The sequence below is a fragment of the Burkholderia diffusa genome (assembly GCF_902499115.1).
Lineage (GTDB): Bacteria > Pseudomonadota > Gammaproteobacteria > Burkholderiales > Burkholderiaceae > Burkholderia > Burkholderia diffusa.
The window spans coordinates 215,160-231,157 of sequence record NZ_CABVPN010000007.1 but is presented as its reverse complement, the minus strand read 5'-3'; the positions used below and the strand labels follow the sequence as shown (position 1 = coordinate 231,157).

At 68.9% G+C, this 15,998-nt stretch carries 14 protein-coding genes; 4 read left to right on the top strand and 10 right to left on the bottom strand.

Annotation, left to right across the window (positions count from 1 at the left end; genetic code table 11):
* Positions 1-147: 147 nt before the first annotated feature.
* From BTE28158_RS09620 to pdxR, 8 genes are all read right to left on the bottom strand, one after another.
* Positions 148-1,641, bottom strand: a complete 1,494-nt coding sequence (locus BTE28158_RS09620) for an efflux transporter outer membrane subunit (protein WP_174919827.1) — start codon at positions 1,639-1,641, stop codon at positions 148-150.
* Positions 1,642-1,651: 10 nt separating this feature from the next.
* A complete protein-coding gene (locus tag BTE28158_RS09615) occupies positions 1,652-2,806 on the bottom strand; it encodes an ABC transporter permease (protein WP_124623772.1) in 1,155 nt (384 codons plus the stop codon).
* A complete protein-coding gene (locus tag BTE28158_RS09610) occupies positions 2,803-3,762 on the bottom strand; it encodes an ABC transporter ATP-binding protein (RefSeq protein WP_151049537.1) in 960 nt (319 codons plus the stop codon). The genes BTE28158_RS09615 and BTE28158_RS09610 overlap by 4 nt, the downstream gene beginning before the upstream one ends.
* The gene (locus BTE28158_RS09605) at positions 3,759-4,724 is read right to left on the bottom strand and encodes an HlyD family secretion protein (RefSeq protein ID WP_151049535.1); all 966 of its coding nucleotides are present in this window, start codon (positions 4,722-4,724) and stop codon (positions 3,759-3,761) included. Before BTE28158_RS09605 ends, BTE28158_RS09610 begins: the two co-directional genes overlap by 4 nt.
* Positions 4,721-5,422, bottom strand: coding sequence for a TetR/AcrR family transcriptional regulator (locus BTE28158_RS09600; RefSeq protein WP_151049534.1), 702 nt, complete (start codon positions 5,420-5,422; stop codon positions 4,721-4,723). Before BTE28158_RS09600 ends, BTE28158_RS09605 begins: the two co-directional genes overlap by 4 nt.
* Positions 5,423-5,718: 296 nt before the next feature.
* On the bottom strand, positions 5,719-6,141 hold the full coding sequence (locus BTE28158_RS09595) for a cupin domain-containing protein (protein ID WP_059599311.1): 423 nt from the start codon (positions 6,139-6,141) through the stop codon (positions 5,719-5,721).
* A 13-nt stretch (positions 6,142-6,154) separates the two neighbouring features.
* Positions 6,155-6,592, bottom strand: coding sequence for a carboxymuconolactone decarboxylase family protein (locus BTE28158_RS09590; RefSeq protein WP_151049532.1), 438 nt, complete (start codon positions 6,590-6,592; stop codon positions 6,155-6,157).
* Positions 6,593-6,686: 94 nt separating this feature from the next.
* Entirely contained in the window at positions 6,687-8,168 is a 1,482-nt protein-coding gene (gene pdxR, locus BTE28158_RS09585; RefSeq protein WP_151049530.1) for a MocR-like pyridoxine biosynthesis transcription factor PdxR, read from the bottom strand.
* Between the two features lie 161 nt (positions 8,169-8,329).
* Between pdxR and BTE28158_RS09580 the strand changes: the two genes are divergently transcribed.
* Both BTE28158_RS09580 and BTE28158_RS09575 read left to right on the top strand, forming a co-directional pair.
* Positions 8,330-9,247: a LysR family transcriptional regulator gene (locus tag BTE28158_RS09580; RefSeq protein ID WP_151049528.1), complete on the top strand. Its 918-nt coding sequence runs from the start codon at positions 8,330-8,332 to the stop codon at positions 9,245-9,247.
* 146 nt (positions 9,248-9,393) lie between these two features.
* Entirely contained in the window at positions 9,394-10,143 is a 750-nt protein-coding gene (locus BTE28158_RS09575; RefSeq protein ID WP_059599315.1) for an SDR family oxidoreductase, read from the top strand.
* Positions 10,144-10,214: 71 nt separating this feature from the next.
* Here BTE28158_RS09575 and BTE28158_RS09570 read toward each other — a convergent pair whose 3' ends face one another.
* Together BTE28158_RS09570 and BTE28158_RS09565 are read right to left on the bottom strand one after the other, a co-directional pair.
* On the bottom strand, positions 10,215-11,870 hold the full coding sequence (locus BTE28158_RS09570; RefSeq protein WP_151049526.1) for a glycoside hydrolase family 32 protein: 1,656 nt from the start codon (positions 11,868-11,870) through the stop codon (positions 10,215-10,217).
* A gap of 167 nt (positions 11,871-12,037) precedes the next feature.
* Complete coding sequence (locus BTE28158_RS09565) at positions 12,038-13,624, bottom strand: glycoside hydrolase family 68 protein (RefSeq protein WP_151049525.1); 1,587 nt, start codon at positions 13,622-13,624, stop codon at positions 12,038-12,040.
* A 189-nt stretch (positions 13,625-13,813) separates the two neighbouring features.
* Here BTE28158_RS09565 and BTE28158_RS09560 point away from each other — a divergent pair, with 189 nt between their 5' ends.
* Positions 13,814-14,827 (top strand): substrate-binding domain-containing protein, encoded by a 1,014-nt coding sequence (locus tag BTE28158_RS09560; protein ID WP_124623796.1) that lies wholly within the window; start codon positions 13,814-13,816, stop codon positions 14,825-14,827.
* Between the two features lie 411 nt (positions 14,828-15,238).
* Positions 15,239-15,925: a type 1 glutamine amidotransferase domain-containing protein gene (locus BTE28158_RS09555; protein WP_151049523.1), complete on the top strand. Its 687-nt coding sequence runs from the start codon at positions 15,239-15,241 to the stop codon at positions 15,923-15,925.
* Positions 15,926-15,998 lie beyond the last annotated feature (73 nt).

Below are 15,998 nucleotides of genomic sequence, written 5' to 3'. Positions count from 1 at the left end.
GCGATCGGGCCGTCAAGTCCCGTCCTACTCGTTACGCTGTCCGGTTCCTCAGAAAGAACCTTAACTGAACGGCATTAGGCCTTCGGGCCGGTTTTTTTTCGCGGATGCGTGCCGCGCGCATCGCGCGGGCACACGTCGTCCTGATCGTCACCGGGTCGAATCGTCCTCCGACCAGTTCCCCGCCAGCGACTGAAACAGCGCCGCCGTATCGGCAAGCCGGTCGGCCTGCGCGCGCGTGCGATCGAGCGCGGTCTGCAGTGCCTGCCGCTGCGCATCGAGCAGCGCGAACGTGCTGATCCCGCCTGCCGCGTAACGGTCGCCGGCAATCGCGTTGCCGGCCGCCGCTTCCCGTGCGGCCGTGTCTCGTGCCTCCAGCTCCGCCGCATCGTGTTCGACCGCGCGCATTGCGTCGGCGACCTGCTGGAGCGCCAGCAGCACGGTTTCCCGATAGCTTGCGAACGCGGCATCGTATGCGGCTTCGGCCGCGTGCTTCCTCGCGCGCAGTTCGCCGCCATGAAAGAGCGGCTGCGTCAGGCCGAGACCGACATTCCAGACATTGAGCCCGCTCACGATATCGGCGATGCGCGTGCGTTCCGAACCGATTCCCGCCGAAATCGAGAAACGCGGATACAGGTTCGCGGTCGCCACGCCGACGTTCGCGCTCGCCTGATGCAGCACGGCCTCAGCCGCGCGGATGTCGGGCCGTTCGCGCGCGAGCGTCGACGGCAGCGCGACCGGCAGCGTGTGCGGCAGCGCGAGCGCATCGAGCGTGAGGTCGGCCAGTGCGGCGTCGGACGGCGGCGCGCCCAGCAGGATCGCGAGCCGGTGGCCGGCCTGCGCGAAGCGGGCCGCGAGCGGCGGTAGCGAGGCCTGCGTCTGCGCGAGCAGCGTGCGCTGCGCATGCACGTCGGCCTGCGATACGCCACCCGCCGCGAAGCGCGCTGCGACGATGCGCAACTGCCGCGCCTGCGCGTCGACGAGCTCACGCGTGAGCGCGATCTGCTGCGCGAGCGACGCCCGCAGGATCGCGGTCGCGACGACGTTGCCCGCGAGCGTCAGGCGCGCGGCGTCGAGCGTGTATGACTGATAGTCGACCTGGGCGCGCAGCGCTTCGAGCGCGCGCCGGTTGCCGCCGAACACGTCGAGGACGTACGACACGCTCACCGACGCGTCGTACAGCGTGAACGGCCCCGGATTCGGCACGTTGGCGGGCAGCCCGAACGCAGCGATGTCGACTTTCTGGCGCGTGGCGGACACGTTCGCGTCGACGCGCGGCAGCATCGTCGCGCCGGCTTCCGCCGCATGGTTCTGCCGTGCTTCGTCGAGCCGCGCGCGGGCCTCGGCGAGCGTCGGGCTGTTTTGCCACGCGGTATCGACGAGCCGGTTCAGCGGTTCCGAGCGGAACTCGGTCCACCAGTGTCGCGGCGTGTGCGCGGCTGATGCGAACGTCTGCGCGCCGCCGGTCGGGCCACCGGCGGCTACCGTCGTGACGGGCGGTTCATCGCGCGTGTACCGCTGCGTGGCCGGCGCATCGGGTATGCGGAAATCCGGCCCGACCGCGCAACCGGCGACGAGCAGCGCAGCAGCGGCCAACGTCAAGCAGCGGGCGGTGTGGGTGGCGCGACGCGAAGCCGGTTTCATCGCGCGGCCCCTAGTCGAGCGTGCGCCGGTAGAAGCGCAGCGCGATGCCCATCACCACGAGCGTGAAGAGCGCGACGGGCCACACGGACGGCCACAGGTCGGCCCAGCCGTTGCCTTTGAGCAGGATGCCGCGCACGAGGCGGTTGAAGTAGGTGAGCGGCAGCAGGTTGCCGATGAACTGCGCCCACTTCGGCATCCCGGCGAACGGGAACATGAAGCCCGACAGCAGGATGTTCGGCAGGAAGTAGAACACCGCGAGCTGCATCGCCTGCAGCTGGTTCTGCGCGAGCGACGACAGCGTGATGCCGACCGTGAGGTTCGCCGCGATGAACAGCAGCGCGGACAGGTAGATCGCGAACAGGCCGCCGACGAACGGCACGTCGAAAACGTAGCGCGCGGCCGCGAGGATGATCGACACCTGGATCAACCCGATGAACACGTACGGGACGATCTTGCCGGTCATCACCTCCAGCGGCCGCACGGGTGTCGCCAGCAGATTCTCCATCGTGCCGCGCTCGCGTTCGCGCGTGATCGCGAGGCCCGTCATCATCACCATCGTCATCGTCAGGATCACGCCCATCAGGCCCGGCACGACGTTGTACTGCGTGATGCCTTCGGGGTTGTACAGCCGGTGCAGCACGACGTCGAACGCGGCCGGGCGGCCGTTCAGGTGCGCGAGCGGCCCCGTGAGATCCTTGTCCGCGACGGGCTGCACGAGGCCCGGCAGCGCGCCGATCGCCGACGCGGTCGCGACGGGGTCGGTCGCGTCCGCCTCGACGAGCAGCGTCGGGCGCTCGCCGCGCAGCAGCCGCTTCGAGAAATCGGCCGGCACGCTCAGCACGAACTGCACGTCGCCGCGGGCGAGCGCATGCCGGCCGGCCGTCTCGTCGGGCAGCGTCGCGACGATGTCGAAGTACGCGGAATTGCGCATCGCGGCGATGAAGCTGCGTGCGAACGGGCTCGAGTCGGCGACGATCACCGCGGTCGGCAGGTGCTTCGGGTCGGTGTTGATCGCGAAGCCGAACAGCGCGAGCTGAATGATCGGCACGCCGACGATCATCGCGAACGTCACGCGGTCGCGGCGCAGCTGCAGGAATTCCTTCAGCACGATGCTCCACCAGCGCGCGACCGAGAACGATTCGCGCAGGCCCGCCCACGCGTTCATGGCGATGCTCCGCCGGGCGGCGCGGATGCGCGGCCCATCATGTAGATGAAGACGTCTTCGAGCCCGGTGTCGATCGGCGCGACCTGCAGCGGTGCGCGCCCGTCGGCCTGCGCCGCGACCTGCGCGAGCGTCGCGTCGAGCAGCGCGCGATCGCGGCCGCTCACGTGCAGCGCGGAACCGAACACGACGGTTTGATCGACGCCCGGCATCGCGCGCAACCGCGCGGACAGTTCGGTCAGGTGCCCGCCGGTGATCGTACGCGTCGACAGGTGCTGCGATGCGACGATCTCCGCCGACGTGCCCTGCGCGAGCAGTTCGCCGGACGCGATGTACGCGAGCTTGTGGCAGCGTTCGGCTTCGTCCATGTAGTGCGTGCTGACGAGTACCGAGATGCCTTGTGCGGCCAGCCGGTGCAGTTCTTCCCAGAAGTCGCGGCGCGCGGCCGGATCGACGCCGGCGGTCGGCTCGTCGAGCAGCAGCAATTCCGGCTCGTGCAGCATGCACGCGGCGAGCGCGAGGCGCTGCTTCCAGCCGCCGGACAGCGCGCCCGTGAGCTGGTCCGCACGGCTCGCGAGGCCGAGCCCGTCGAGCGCGCGGGCGACCGCCGCCCGGCGGTTGGGCATCCCGTACACGCGTGCGACGAAATCGAGATTCTCGCGGATCGACAGGTCTTCCCAGTACGAGAAGCGCTGCGTCATGTAGCCGACACGCCGCTTGATCTGCGCGCTGTCGCGCACGATGTCGTAGCCGAGGCAGGTGCCGCTGCCCGAGTCGGGCGTGAGCAGGCCGCACATCATGCGGATCGACGTCGTCTTGCCGCTGCCGTTCGGCCCGAGAAAGCCGAAAATCTCGCCGCGCGCGACGCGCAGCGAGACGTCCTTCACGACGTGCTTGTCGCCGAAGCGCTTGTTCAGGCGATCGACGTCGATCGCGTACGGAGCGGCCGGCGCGTTCAACGCATCCTCACGGCGACGGGCTGGCCCGGGTGCAGCTTCGACGCGTCGGCGACGGCGGGACGCGCTTCGATCATGAACACGAGCTTGGTCCGGCTCTCGTTGCTGTAGATCACGGGCGGCGTGTATTCGGCCTCGCGCGACACATAGGTGACGCGCGCGGGCACGTCGGCCGCGCAGCCGTCGCAGCGGATCGCGACGGTGCGCCCCGGCGCGATCGATGCGATGACGGCTTCCGGCACGAAGAAGCGCACCTTCAGGTTCTGCGGCGGCAGCATCTGCACGACCGGATTGCCGGCCTGCACCCATTCGCCGACGCGGTACAGCGTGTCGTACACGCGCCCGGCGGCGGGCGCGGCGACGCGCTTCTGGTCGAGCTTCCATTGCGCTTCGGCAACCGCCGCCTGCGCAGCATCGACTTGCGCGGCCTGGGCGGCCAGCTGCTGCGCGCGTCCCGGCAGGCGCGCGACGTCGACCTGGTTCTGCAACTCGCGGACCTGCGCGGCGGTGGTCTGCGCGGACGTGCGCGAATCGTCGAGCTGCTGCTTCGACAGGCCGCCGGCCGCGTACTGGCGTTCGTCGCGCGCGCGTTGCGCGGCGGCCCGCGCGGCCTGTGCGATGGCCTGCGCGAGCTGGGCACGCGTGACCGCGACTTCCGGCGGCCGCTTGCCGGTCTGCAGGTCGGCAAGTTGCGCGCGTGCGGCAGCGAGCTGATGCTGCGCCTGCAGCAATGCGGCCGTTTCGTTGACGGCTTCGAGCGAGAACACCGGCATGCCGGCCGCGATGGCCTGGCCGCGTTCGACCGACAACTGCGTCAGCGTGCCCGCTTGCGACGACGACAGGTACACGAATTCGCCTTCGACATAGCCCTGGTAGGTCGCGACGTCGTTCGCCGGCCGTCCGCAACCGGCGAGCAGCGCGACGGCGGCGGCCAGGGCGAGCGGCAGCGGGCGGGACACGTTCACGACGGCCTCCGCGGCGAATGCGCGCCGGCATCCGGTGTGGCGGCGGGCGGTGGCTGCAGGCCGGAACCGAGCAGCGCGCGGACGTGGCGATGCAGCACGTCGCGATCGACCGGCGGCAGGCCGCGCGCGCTTTGCCACAGCTTCGCGGTGGCGAGCGGCAGCATCACGAGCGCGATGATCGAATGGAACAGGAACGCGGGTTCGAGCGCGGGGTTCAGCGTGCCGGCCTGCTGCGCGGCGCGGATGCGCTCGGCAAAGCGCCCGACGTGCTCGAGCGGAATGCGCCGCAGCATCCGCTCGCGCAGCAGCCCGCCTTCATGGACGATCTCGCGCAGCCAGATCGACGGCAGCCACGGCATGCGATGCGTGACGTCGAAGAAGCGGTCGACGAGTTCGGCGACGAGCGCGAACGGATCGTTTTCGATCTGCGGCTCGGTCGGCCGCCACACGAACGCGATGACCTGCGCGAGCCGCTCCTCGACGATCGCATCGAGCAACTGCTCGCGATTCGTGAAGTAGTAATGGACCATCGCCGACGTGACGCCTGCGGCCGCGGCGATCTGCGCGACCGTCGTCGCCGCGATGCCACGCTCGGCGAACAACTGCATCGCGACGTCGAGCATGTGGTCGCGCAGGTCGAAGTCGTCCGCCGACGGGCGGCGCCCGCGCGGCCTGGCGACGGTGGATTTCGCGTTCATGCAGACGACGCTAATTGATGAGTTAGTTAATTTCAAGGAAGGGTTTTTGCCCGCGTTGATCGAGATCAGGCGTGCGCCGAATGGCGGTGCGGACGAGCGGGGACGCGGCGCGGCGGCACGCCGTGTGCCGGCGGCGGAGTGTAGGGAGCGGCTACTGGGGAAGCGCGGGGAACCGGTGGAGGAATGGGTGGAGCGGCCGCGCCAAAGGCTGGCGAGGAAGCCGCGCGTCGCGGGCAGGGAAGCCGGCAGCACGGCAGGGGTGCGCGCCCGACACGGCACGCACCCCGGAAACGTCGTTACTGATCAATCGGCGACTTCAACGGCTGGTGCTCGCCTGTCAACCCGAACACGACGAGTTGCGCAGGCTCGGTCGCGCTCGCATTGCGCGACACCTGGTGGCGCGAACCGGGCGGCTCATACCAGCCTTCGCCGGCGCGATAGCGGCGCACCGGGCCGCCGTTCACCTGCGACAGCACTTCGCCTTTCGACACGACCGCGAACACCGAGCCGAGGTGCCTGTGTGCTTCGGACGCCTGACCAGGCGCATAGTCGACGGTCGCGACGACGGCGAGCTTGCCGGGCGCTTCGGGCACGGCCTGCTGCATGATCGCGTGCACGTTGTCGCCGGCATCGTGCGCACGGGCGGCGGCCGGCAGCGCGGCGACGAGCGCGAGCGACGTGCACAGCATCGCGCGGCGGAGCGTGGAGCTGGAGCGCATGATCGTCGTCTCCTTACTCGGGCATCTTGCGAAACGCGATCGCGAAGCGGTTCCACGTGTTGATCGTCGCAATCAGCATCGACAGCTCGAACAGCTCGGCGTCGCTGAAGTGCGGCTTCACGGCTTCCCAGACGGCATCCGGCACATGGTTGTCGGCGACCAGCGTCAGCGCTTCGGTCCACTCCAGCGCCGCGCGTTCGCGCTCGGTGAAGAACGGCGTTTCGCGCCACACGACGACCGTCGCGAGGCGGCGATCGGTCTCGCCTCCTTTGCGCGCATCGGTGGTGTGCATGTCGACGCAGAACGCACAGCCGTTGATCTGCGACGCGCGCAGCCGGACCAGTTCGGCGAGCGGCTTCTCGATCGAGCTTTTCGCGATGAATTCCTCGGCGTTGCGCATCACCTTGATTGCGTTCGGGCTGGCGGTATAGAAGTTCAGGCGCGGTTGCATGGCAGGTCCTTTTTCGGTTGATGCGCACGGTGGCGCGACAGGACCCACTTTAAGCGTGCCACTGGCCTGCTTGAATGGCCAATTCCTGGAAAATTCAGGTAACCAGTGCGGCGCCGCCGACGCTGCCCGAGTCCAGCAGCGCGGCCAGTTTCGCGAGCGCGGTGTCGATGCGCAGCGCGTCGATCCCGCCATAGCCGAACAGCAGCCCGGCGCGCGCCGCCGAGCCGACGTGGAACGCCGCGATTCCGTACAGGCCGATGTCGTGCTCGCGGGCGGCACGGACCAGCGCGGCTTCATCGAGCCCCGGTTTCAAGTGCGCGGCGAGGTGGATGCCGGCGGTCGGCACGATCGGGTCGAACCACGGCGCGAGGCTGCCGCGCAAATGCGCGAGCAGCATCTTGCGGCGCGCGTCGTAGTGCTTCTGCACGCGCCGCAGATGCCGCGCGAAATCGCCTTCGTGCATGAAGCGCGCGAGCGCCGCCTGCGTGAGTGTGCAGGTATGCCAGTCGACGATCTGCTTCGCCTTGGCGAGCGCGCCGCGCAGCGCGCGCGGCGGAATCGCGTAGCCGATGCGCAGTTCGGGAAAGATCGTCTTCGAGAACGTGCCGACGTACGCGACGAGGCCCGTGCGGTCGAGGCTCTTGAGCGACTCCACCGGCCGGCCTTCGAAGCGGAATTCGCCGTCGTAGTCGTCCTCGATGATCACCGCGCGGCGGCGCTGCGCCCATTCGAGCAGCGCGACGCGCCGGTCCAGCGTCATCGGCATCCCGAGCGGGAACTGGTGCGACGGCGTCACGTAGACGAGGCGTGCGTCGTCGGGCAGCCGCTCGACGATCAGGCCGTGCGCATCGACCGGCACGCCGATCACCGTCGCGCCGAGCGACGCGAACGCCGCGCGCGCCGGCGGATAGCCGGGATTCTCGACCGCGACGACGTCGCCCGGCCGCACGACCACGCGCGCGATCAGGTCGAGCGCCTGTTGCGCGCCGTGCGTGACGAGCACGTCGTCCCAGCCGCACGCGACCGCGCGGCTGAACGCGACGTAGCGCGCGATCGCGCCGCGCAACTGCGGATCGCCGGCCGGGTCGTGGTACTGGCCGGGGCCGCGCGCCTGCTGGCGCAACGCGTGATGCAGGCAGCGGCGCCACGCGTCGAACGGGAACAGCGTCTTGTCGGTCACGCCGCCGCGGAAGTTGAACGCGGGCGTGTCCTGCGGCGCGGGCATCGCGAGCGCATCGGGCAGGTCGTTCCACAGCGCGCGTGCGTCGACGGCATGGACGGGCGGTGTGGCCTCGACGAGCGACGGCGTCGAGGCCGCCGCATGCGGAACCCGCGCGAGGCCGTCGGCGACGAACGTGCCGTCGCCCGCGCGCGTGTTCAGGAAGCCCTCGGCGACGAGACGCTCGAACGCGTCGAGCGTCGTCTTGCGCGACACGCCGAGCTGCTTCGCGAGATCGCGCGTCGACGGCAGCCGGGCGCCGCCTTCGAGCCGCCCGTCGACGATCGCGGTGCGCAGTTGCCGAAAGATTTGCCCGGTCAGGTCGTGACGGCCTTCGATGCGGATCGCGATGTCCATCGCAGTGGTTACTCCGAATAAGGCAATTTGATGCCGATGAGCATACCGGAAGTTCGTGGCCGGCCCGGCATCCGCCGAACACAGGGGCGCGGCGCCATTCGATTGGACCGCCGCCCGCCGGTGCCTTACGATCCATCACAATCCACGACCGGAGTGCCCCCATGCTGTCCGAAGACGAACTCGCGCTGCTCGATGCGATCCGCGCCACCGGCAGCCTGTCGCGGGCGGCCGCGCGGCTCGGCAAGGCGCCGTCGACGGTGTCGCACGCCGCGCGACAGCTCGAAACGCGTTTCGACGCGCTGCTGTTCGACCGTCGCGGCTACCGGTTGCAGCTCACGCCGGCCGGCCAGTTGCTGACCGACGAGGCGTCGCGCCTCGCGCTGGACGTCGCGCGGCTCACGCAGCGCGTGCGGCAGGTCGCGAGCGGCTGGGAGGACCGGCTGTGGATCGTCAGCGACGAGGTGCTGGAGTTCGATACGCTGCTGCCGGTCGTCCGCGCGTTCGATGCGCTCGATTCGGGCGTGTCGCTGCGCTTCACGTACGAAGTGCTCGGCGGCACCTGGGAAGCGCTGCGCGACGGTCGCGCGGATCTGGTCGTCGGCGCGACCAACGAGCCGCCGGCGATTCCGGGTTTCAAATGGTTCGAACTCGGCGCGATGGAATGGGTGTTCGCCGTATCGCCGCGCCATCCGCTGGCCGCGGCAAGCGAGCGACTGACCCGCGACGCGATCTGCGCGCATCGTGCGGTCGTCGTCGCCGATTCGTCGCGGCGGGCCGTCGGCCGCGCATACGGGCTGCTCGGCGGGCAGGCGGTGCTCGCGGTGCCGTCGATGCGCGCGAAGATCCTCGCGCAGCGCGACGGGCTCGGCGTCGGCTGGGTGCCGCGCCGGCGGGTTGCGTCGCTGCTCGCGCGCGGCGAGCTCGTCGAGAAGGAAACGGCCGATCCGCGCGAACCGAACGTGCTGTACGTCGCGTGGCGCGGCGACCGCGAGGGCCGGGCGCTGCAATGGTGGCTGGAGCAACTGCGCGAGCCGCGGCTCGCGCAGCGCCTGCTCGACGGGATCGACGTGGTCGGCTGAGTGCGTCAGCCGCGCAACGCACGGAAAGGTCCCGACAAACACGTTCGAAGATTTCGAACATGTCTGCCGCGCCGGTCGTACGGCAAGGCGGCCCGCCGCGCGCATCCTGTGTTCACGGTCAACTCACCGGTTCAAAGGAGAACATCATGCAACGCTTCGAAGGAAAAACGGTACTCGTCACGGGCGGCAACAGCGGCATCGGCCTGGCGGCCGCACGGGCATTCGCGGCCGAAGGCGCGCGGGTCATCATCACCGGTCGCGACGAGCAGACGCTCGCCGCCGCGCGCGAGTCGCTCGGCGACGGCGCGCTCGCGATCCGCAACGAGGCCGGCAGCGTCGCGTCGGCCCGCGCCCTGGCGGACGCGATCTCGGCCGCAGGCGCGCGGCTCGACGCCGTGTTCATCAACGCGGGCGTCGCGAAACTCGCGCCGTTCGCCGACAGCGACGAGGCCATGTGGGACCTCGTGTTCAACACCAACGTGAAGGGTGCGTATTTCCAGATCCAGTCGCTGGTGCCGCTGCTGAACCGCGGCGCGTCGATCGTGATCAACGGCTCGATCAACGCGCATATCGGGATGCCCGGCTCGTCGGTGTACGCGGCGAGCAAGGCGGCCGTCAATTCGTTCGCGAAGACGTTGTCGACGGAGCTGCTGCCGCACGGCGTGCGGGTGAACGTGGTGAGCCCCGGCCCGGTCCAGACGCCGCTGTACGGCAAGCTCGGGCTCGACGCGGCGACGCTCGACGAGACGGCCGAGAAGATCAAGGGGCTCGTCCCGATCGGCCGGTTCGGCACGCCGGACGAAATCGCGTCGACGGTGCTGCACCTGAGCGCGCCGGAGTCCGCGTTCATCGTCGGCGCGGAAATCATCGCGTCGGGCGGGATGGGTTTGCTCTGAGCGCGTCACCGGCGGGGTTGCGCGACCCGACGCGATGTCGGGCGGTGCAGCCCCGCCGTTCGATCGCATCGCTAGTGCGATGCACAGGCGTCACGGACTTCGTCGGTCCGATCGCGTCCGTGGAGCTGCGTCACCGTCAGCCCCGAGAACGCCGCGCTGCCGTGTTCGGCGAACACGGCCACGCGGTCCGCATCGAGCGGCGGAAAGATCAGGTCCGTCAGCGCGACGCGGCCGCCGTTCGCGAATACCTCGACCGACCCGCGATCGACGACGATTTCGAGCCGCAGTTGCCCGTGCTCGAGCGGCAGATCGACGATGTGCTCGCGGCTGAAGGTGCTGGCGAAATCCGTCGTGCCGGAGCGCGAGCGGTCGAGCGTCAGCGTGCGCTTCGCCGTGTCGTACACGATCCGGGTGCCGATCGAGCCATCCGCCGATCCCCGGACGATCAGACCCGCGCGGGCCGCGCGCTGCGGTGCGATCGTTACCGTGATGCGCTGGACGATGCCGCGCGTGGCGTCCGACAGCGGGCGGGTGACGGACTCGACGTTCAGGTTGCCTTCATGCACGGCGGGCCGCCCGTCGGCCCACGCATCGAACGCGGCGGCCGGCGTCACGACGAGCGTCGGTTCGCCGCCGATCGTCTTCAGCGCGAACTCGCGCGGCAACGTCGCCGCGCCGCGCCAGGGCGCCGTCGGCGCTTTCGCCGCGTAATCCCAGTTGCTCATCCATGCGATCGCGACAGGCCGCGCGCCCGGCGTGCCGGAGAACGTGCCGGCGGCATAAAAATCGGCGCCGTGATCGACCCAGCGGAATCGCGCGGGATCGGAGCCGGCCGGCGCGACGTGGTCAGGCGTGAACGTGCGACCGTCGAAGTCGCCGACGAAATACATCGCGCCGGAGCCGCCGGCGATCGACCACGGGTTGACGTTGACGATCATCACCCACTTGATGTGTCGCGGATCGTCGTCGACGGGCAGCGGCACGAGATCGGGCATTTCCCACAGCACGCCAGCATGCGGCACGTCCGGCAGCGTGAAGTCGCTCAGGAACGACCAGTGGATCAGGTCATCAGACCGATAGAGCTTCACGACCTGCGCGTCCGCGACGACGGTCGTCATCAGCCAGTAGCGTCCCGGCGCGTACCACGACACTTTCGGGTCGCGGAACTGCTTCGACTCGGGATCGAGCGTGAGCACGGGGTTGTGCGCGTAGGGCCGCCACGTCGCGCCGTGATCGAGGCTGTACGCGAGCGATTGTGCCTGCGTGCCCGGTGCGTGGCCGGAGCCGTCTTTATAGACGCTCGTGTAAAGCGCAACCAGCGGCGTGTCGCCCGGCGCGCCGAGGCCGGACGTGTTGCGCGTGTCGGCGACGATCGAGCCGGAGAAAATTTCCTCCGTCGCGCTCGCGCGCATCGCGACCGGCTGCTCGCGCCAATGGACGAGGTCGGTGCTGGTCGCATGGCCCCACGACATGTTGCCCCAGTCATGGCCGAGCGGGTTGTACTGATAGAACAGGTGATAGCGGCCGTTCTCGTAGACGAGGCCGTTCGGATCGTTCATCCAGTTGCGTTGCGGCGTGTAGTGCACGGCCGGCCGCCATTGCTGCGTGCCGGGTTCGGGCGGTGCGTCGCAGGGCGCGGCGCTGGCGTGCGTGCAGGCCGCGCTTGCCGTACACGCGAGCAGCAGCCGGGCAATCCGGAGGGAAAAGCGAAAAAACGTCGATCTCATGCGGGGTTCCGTGCTTCGGCGCGCGAAGCGGGAAAGGAGGGTGCATGCCGCTTGCGACGGCAGCATGCGCGATTCTGCGAAGGAGGGAGGCGGCACACACGCGACACGCGCGATGTGCGCCGCCTCGACGCTGGCGGGCGGTGCCCGCCGCGTCCGTAGCGGACCCGTTACGGACGGGTGCCGGGGCCGCCGTTGTGGTCGGCGCCCGTCGCCGGCAGGTTTGCCGGGATGTCGCCGTAGCCGCCGAGGCCGCTACGTCCGTACGTGCGGTCGACCGCCGTCGACGTGCCGTTGATATTCACCTTCACCGTCGGCGCGAGCGTGCCGCCGCGACGCGGGCCGATCGCATCGATGAACGACTCGACGAGCCCGCCCGGCATCACGTAGTGCGAGTACGACTGGAATTCGCGCGGATTCTGGTTCGGGTCCTGCGAATACGGCGCGCCGGCCGGTGCGGAGAAGTCGGTCGGGTTGCCGAGCACGAGGCCGCTGCCGCCGTTCAACGGCAGGAAGTCGCTGCGGATGCCGTTGCCGACGAAGCCGTAGACACCATCCGGCCCGTCGACGCCCGCGGCCATCGTCGTGCGGTGGCTGATCGTGAACAGGTAGTACTTGCCATCCTTCAGATAGATCTGCGGGCGCTCGGTCTGGTCGTCGACGCAGTTCGCAGACAGGATCGGCGGCAGGAACTTCCACTCGGTCAGTTGCGGATTCGTCGCGACCGCCAGGCCGACGTTGGCCTTTTGATACACTGCGCCCGAGTTCATGACGGCGTTGAGGTCTTCCCGCTGCGGATCGTTCGGCGCGTAGCCGAGGTCGGCCTCGGTGCAGGTCCGGGCGCCGCGCTGGCCGCCGGTGTTGCCTTCGAACACCATGTAGGTCTTGCCCGGATGCGCGGGGTCGGTGAACACGAACGGATCGCGGAACGAGAAATAGGTGTTCTGCTGGCCGGTCTGGTAGTAATTGCCGTCCGGTTGCAGCAGCGCCTTGTGATCGTCGAAGCCGCTGAACCACACGTGCTTGTCATCGGCATGGATGTGGCCGTCGGCGCGCGTGATGATCGCCTGCGGCGGCGTGATGTCGGCGCCGCCGGGGGCCGAGCGGTTGAACGAGGTCGCGGTGTAGTAGAGGCTGACGTTGTCGCCATGCGTGAGGCGCGCGGAACCCGACCACTCGGCGTTGTTGGTCATCGGCGACGTGCCGAACACCTTGGCGCTCGCGCCGTCCGGGAACAGATGGCCGCCCCAGGTCCAGCCGCCGTTCGCGGGACGCTGCGACGCGGGAATGCCGGCACGGCGATAGAAGAAGCCGATGCGCGCATGGACGTGGCGGTCATCGAACGTGTAACCGGCGTGCGGATCGGCCGTGAGCGAGAAGATCACCTCCCAGCCCTTGTAGCTGAGCTGGTTCGCGCGCAGGTCGGCCAGCGGCCAGGTATCCCAGACCCATACGTTCGAGTTGATCAGCGGGAAATCCTGCGGGATGTCCGGCATCGTCAGCGACTGCGGCAGCGAGTTCTTGTCGGCGCCGGCCGTGTGCGACTGCGCGACGATCTGGCGGATGTCCGCGCGGGTCCAGCGCATCGTGAAGTTGCCTTCGGGATCGTAGGCCTGCTGCGTATGCGGCGTGGGGGCGGGGGCGCCGGTGCTCTGCGCGTGCGCGACGGACGACGCGGACGCGAAGGCGGCCAGTGCTGCGCCAGCGAACAGCAAACGTTTGGCCGCGGTCGCGCGGCAAAAAGGAAAGTAAGTCATGTCGGCGTTGTTTCCGTTTGCGGTGAAAAGGAACTGCTGAGGTGGTATCGATATCCAAACCGGTTTGGATGCTATTTCAAACCGGTTTGGACGTCAAAAGATAAATATTTGACGGTAATAACTACCATTCGGAAATAATTGCCGCCGCGAGCGGGTTGAACGAATGGCACGCACAACGCGAGGAGCGACGTGAAGGTGAATCTGAAGGCGCTGTCGGATGCGCTCGGACTGTCGCGCACGACGGTCAGTCGGGCGCTGAACGGCTACGACGATGTGAGCGAGGCGACCCGCGAGCGCGTGATGAAGGCTGCGCGCGAACTCGGTTATGTCGCGGATCCGACCGCACGGCGGCTGGCGACGGGGCGTGCCGATACGATCGGCATCGTGTATCCGTTCGGAGCCGGCGATCTGGGGGACCCGCGCTTCGGTGAAGTCGTCTCGGGCATTACCGAGCGGCTCGGCGAGCGCAATCTCGACTTCATCATCGCGGCCGCGCGGCCGAACGCCGAACTCGACACGTATCGCCGGCTCGTCGACGGCAGGCTCGTGGACGGGCTGATCGTCGCGCGCACGCTGGTTGACGATCCGCGCCTCGCGTACCTGCGCTCGAATGCGTTTCCGTATGTCGCGTACGGCCGTACGCAAACCGCGGAGCCTTACGCATGGTTCGATTTCGACAACGAAGCGGGCGCGCGCGATGCGGTGCGGCGCCTGATCGGCTTCGGCCATCGCCGCATTGCAATGATCAGTGCGCCGCTGTCGCTGAATTTCGCGATGCAGCGCCGCGCCGGCTACCTCGCGGCGCTGCGCGAAGCCGGGATCGAACCCGATCCGGCGCTGCTCGTCGAGGGTCCGTTTACGCGCGACGGCGGGCAGCAGGGCGCACAGGCGCTACTCGCGCAGGCCGAACGACCGACTGCGCTGCTCGTCGACAACAACATCTCGGGCGGCGGCGCGTTCCGGGCGCTGGTCGACAGCGGCTTGCGGCTGGGGCGGGACATGTCGCTCATCGTCTATGACGGGGTGCCCCCGGAGGTCGCGTATCCGCATCGGGTGACGGCGGTGGTGCAGCCGACCGGACATGCGACGGGGCGTGCGCTGGCGGACCTGATGCTGGGCTTGCTCGCCGACGGCGTTCGCGAGCATCGGCTCGAAATGCCGATGATCGAGGCAGGCGATACGGACGGGCCGTTGCACGGTTAGCCACGACGGCGGCACGTAGCGGCGGGGCGATCGGCAACGAGCGTTGCGGGACGCGCTCCGTCGCAAAAGCCATGACGGCGGCAGGGCTGAATGCCAGATCTCTAGACGACCGGTCTAATGGAGGGCTATCATCCGGCCTCATGAATGCGACGTCGTGCCTGCCAACGGACGCGAAAATGCCATATCGCGCTGCGATGCTTGTCGTGCAGGCGTGGTCGTCGATTTTTTTCGAGCCAGTTATAGACGACTGGTCTAATAGAGTCGGGCAATATTTTTTGTACGGAGCTGGCACGTTGACGTGTGCCAGCGGCCTAACCGGCAGGCGTGCCGTCGTTGCCGGCACGTGGCGTGCGCCGCGTTGGCCGCCGCCGTGACGCGGCCCCGTTCCCCCATTTCGAAGGAGTGTCGATCATGAAGATTCTGGTTGTCCTGACCTCGCACGACACGCTCGGCGACACCGGCAAGAAGACCGGCTTCTGGCTCGAGGAGCTGGCCGCGCCGTACTACGTGTTCAAGGATGCGGGCGTCGAGCTGACGCTCGCGTCGCCGAAGGGCGGCCAGCCGCCGCTCGACCCGAAAAGCAGCGATCCGGCCGCGCAGACCGACGCCACGCGCCGCTTCGACGCCGATCCGGCGGCCAAGGCCGCGCTCGCGGCCACGCGCAAGCTGGCCGACGTGTCGGTCGACGATTACGACGCGGTGTTCTATCCGGGCGGGCACGGCCCGCTGTGGGATCTCGCCGAGGACCTGCACTCGATCGGCCTGATCGAGCGCGCGCTGGCGGCGGGCAAGCCGGTCGCGGCCGTGTGCCACGCACCGGGTGTGTTGCGCCACGTGAAGGATCCGAAGACCGGCGAGTCCGTCGTGCGCGGCAAGCGTGCGACGGGCTTCACCAACAGCGAGGAAGCGGCCGTCGAGCTGACGGAAGTGGTGCCGTTCCTCGTCGAGGACATGCTGAAGACCAACGGCGCCCAGTTCGAGCGCAGCGCCGACTGGGCGCCGCATGTCGTCACCGACGGGCTGCTGATCACGGGGCAGAACCCCGCGTCGTCGGAGCCCGCTGCCGAGGCGCTGCTCGCGAAGCTTGGCCGTCAGTAAGCCGGCGCGGTGCCGGCATGACCGGCACCTGGCCGTGCCGTCGTCGGGCGCATCCGGCCCGGCGACGACCCGA

What these genes read in the sequence shown, in the direction of transcription:
- BTE28158_RS09620 (WP_174919827.1), bottom strand. Translation starts at nt 1,641, where the DNA reads ATGAAACCGGCTTCGCGTCGCGCCACCCACACCGCCCGCTGCTTGACG.
- BTE28158_RS09615 (WP_124623772.1), bottom strand. Translation starts at nt 2,806, where the DNA reads ATGAACGCGTGGGCGGGCCTGCGCGAATCGTTCTCGGTCGCGCGCTGG.
- BTE28158_RS09600 (WP_151049534.1), bottom strand. Translation starts at nt 5,422, where the DNA reads ATGAACGCGAAATCCACCGTCGCCAGGCCGCGCGGGCGCCGCCCGTCG.
- BTE28158_RS09595 (WP_059599311.1), bottom strand. Translation starts at nt 6,141, where the DNA reads ATGCGCTCCAGCTCCACGCTCCGCCGCGCGATGCTGTGCACGTCGCTC.
- BTE28158_RS09590 (WP_151049532.1), bottom strand. Translation starts at nt 6,592, where the DNA reads ATGCAACCGCGCCTGAACTTCTATACCGCCAGCCCGAACGCAATCAAG.
- pdxR (WP_151049530.1), bottom strand. Translation starts at nt 8,168, where the DNA reads ATGGACATCGCGATCCGCATCGAAGGCCGTCACGACCTGACCGGGCAA.
- BTE28158_RS09580 (WP_151049528.1), top strand. Translation starts at nt 8,330, where the DNA reads ATGCTGTCCGAAGACGAACTCGCGCTGCTCGATGCGATCCGCGCCACC.
- BTE28158_RS09575 (WP_059599315.1), top strand. Translation starts at nt 9,394, where the DNA reads ATGCAACGCTTCGAAGGAAAAACGGTACTCGTCACGGGCGGCAACAGC.
- BTE28158_RS09570 (WP_151049526.1), bottom strand. Translation starts at nt 11,870, where the DNA reads ATGAGATCGACGTTTTTTCGCTTTTCCCTCCGGATTGCCCGGCTGCTG.
- BTE28158_RS09565 (WP_151049525.1), bottom strand. Translation starts at nt 13,624, where the DNA reads ATGACTTACTTTCCTTTTTGCCGCGCGACCGCGGCCAAACGTTTGCTG.
- BTE28158_RS09555 (WP_151049523.1), top strand. Translation starts at nt 15,239, where the DNA reads ATGAAGATTCTGGTTGTCCTGACCTCGCACGACACGCTCGGCGACACC.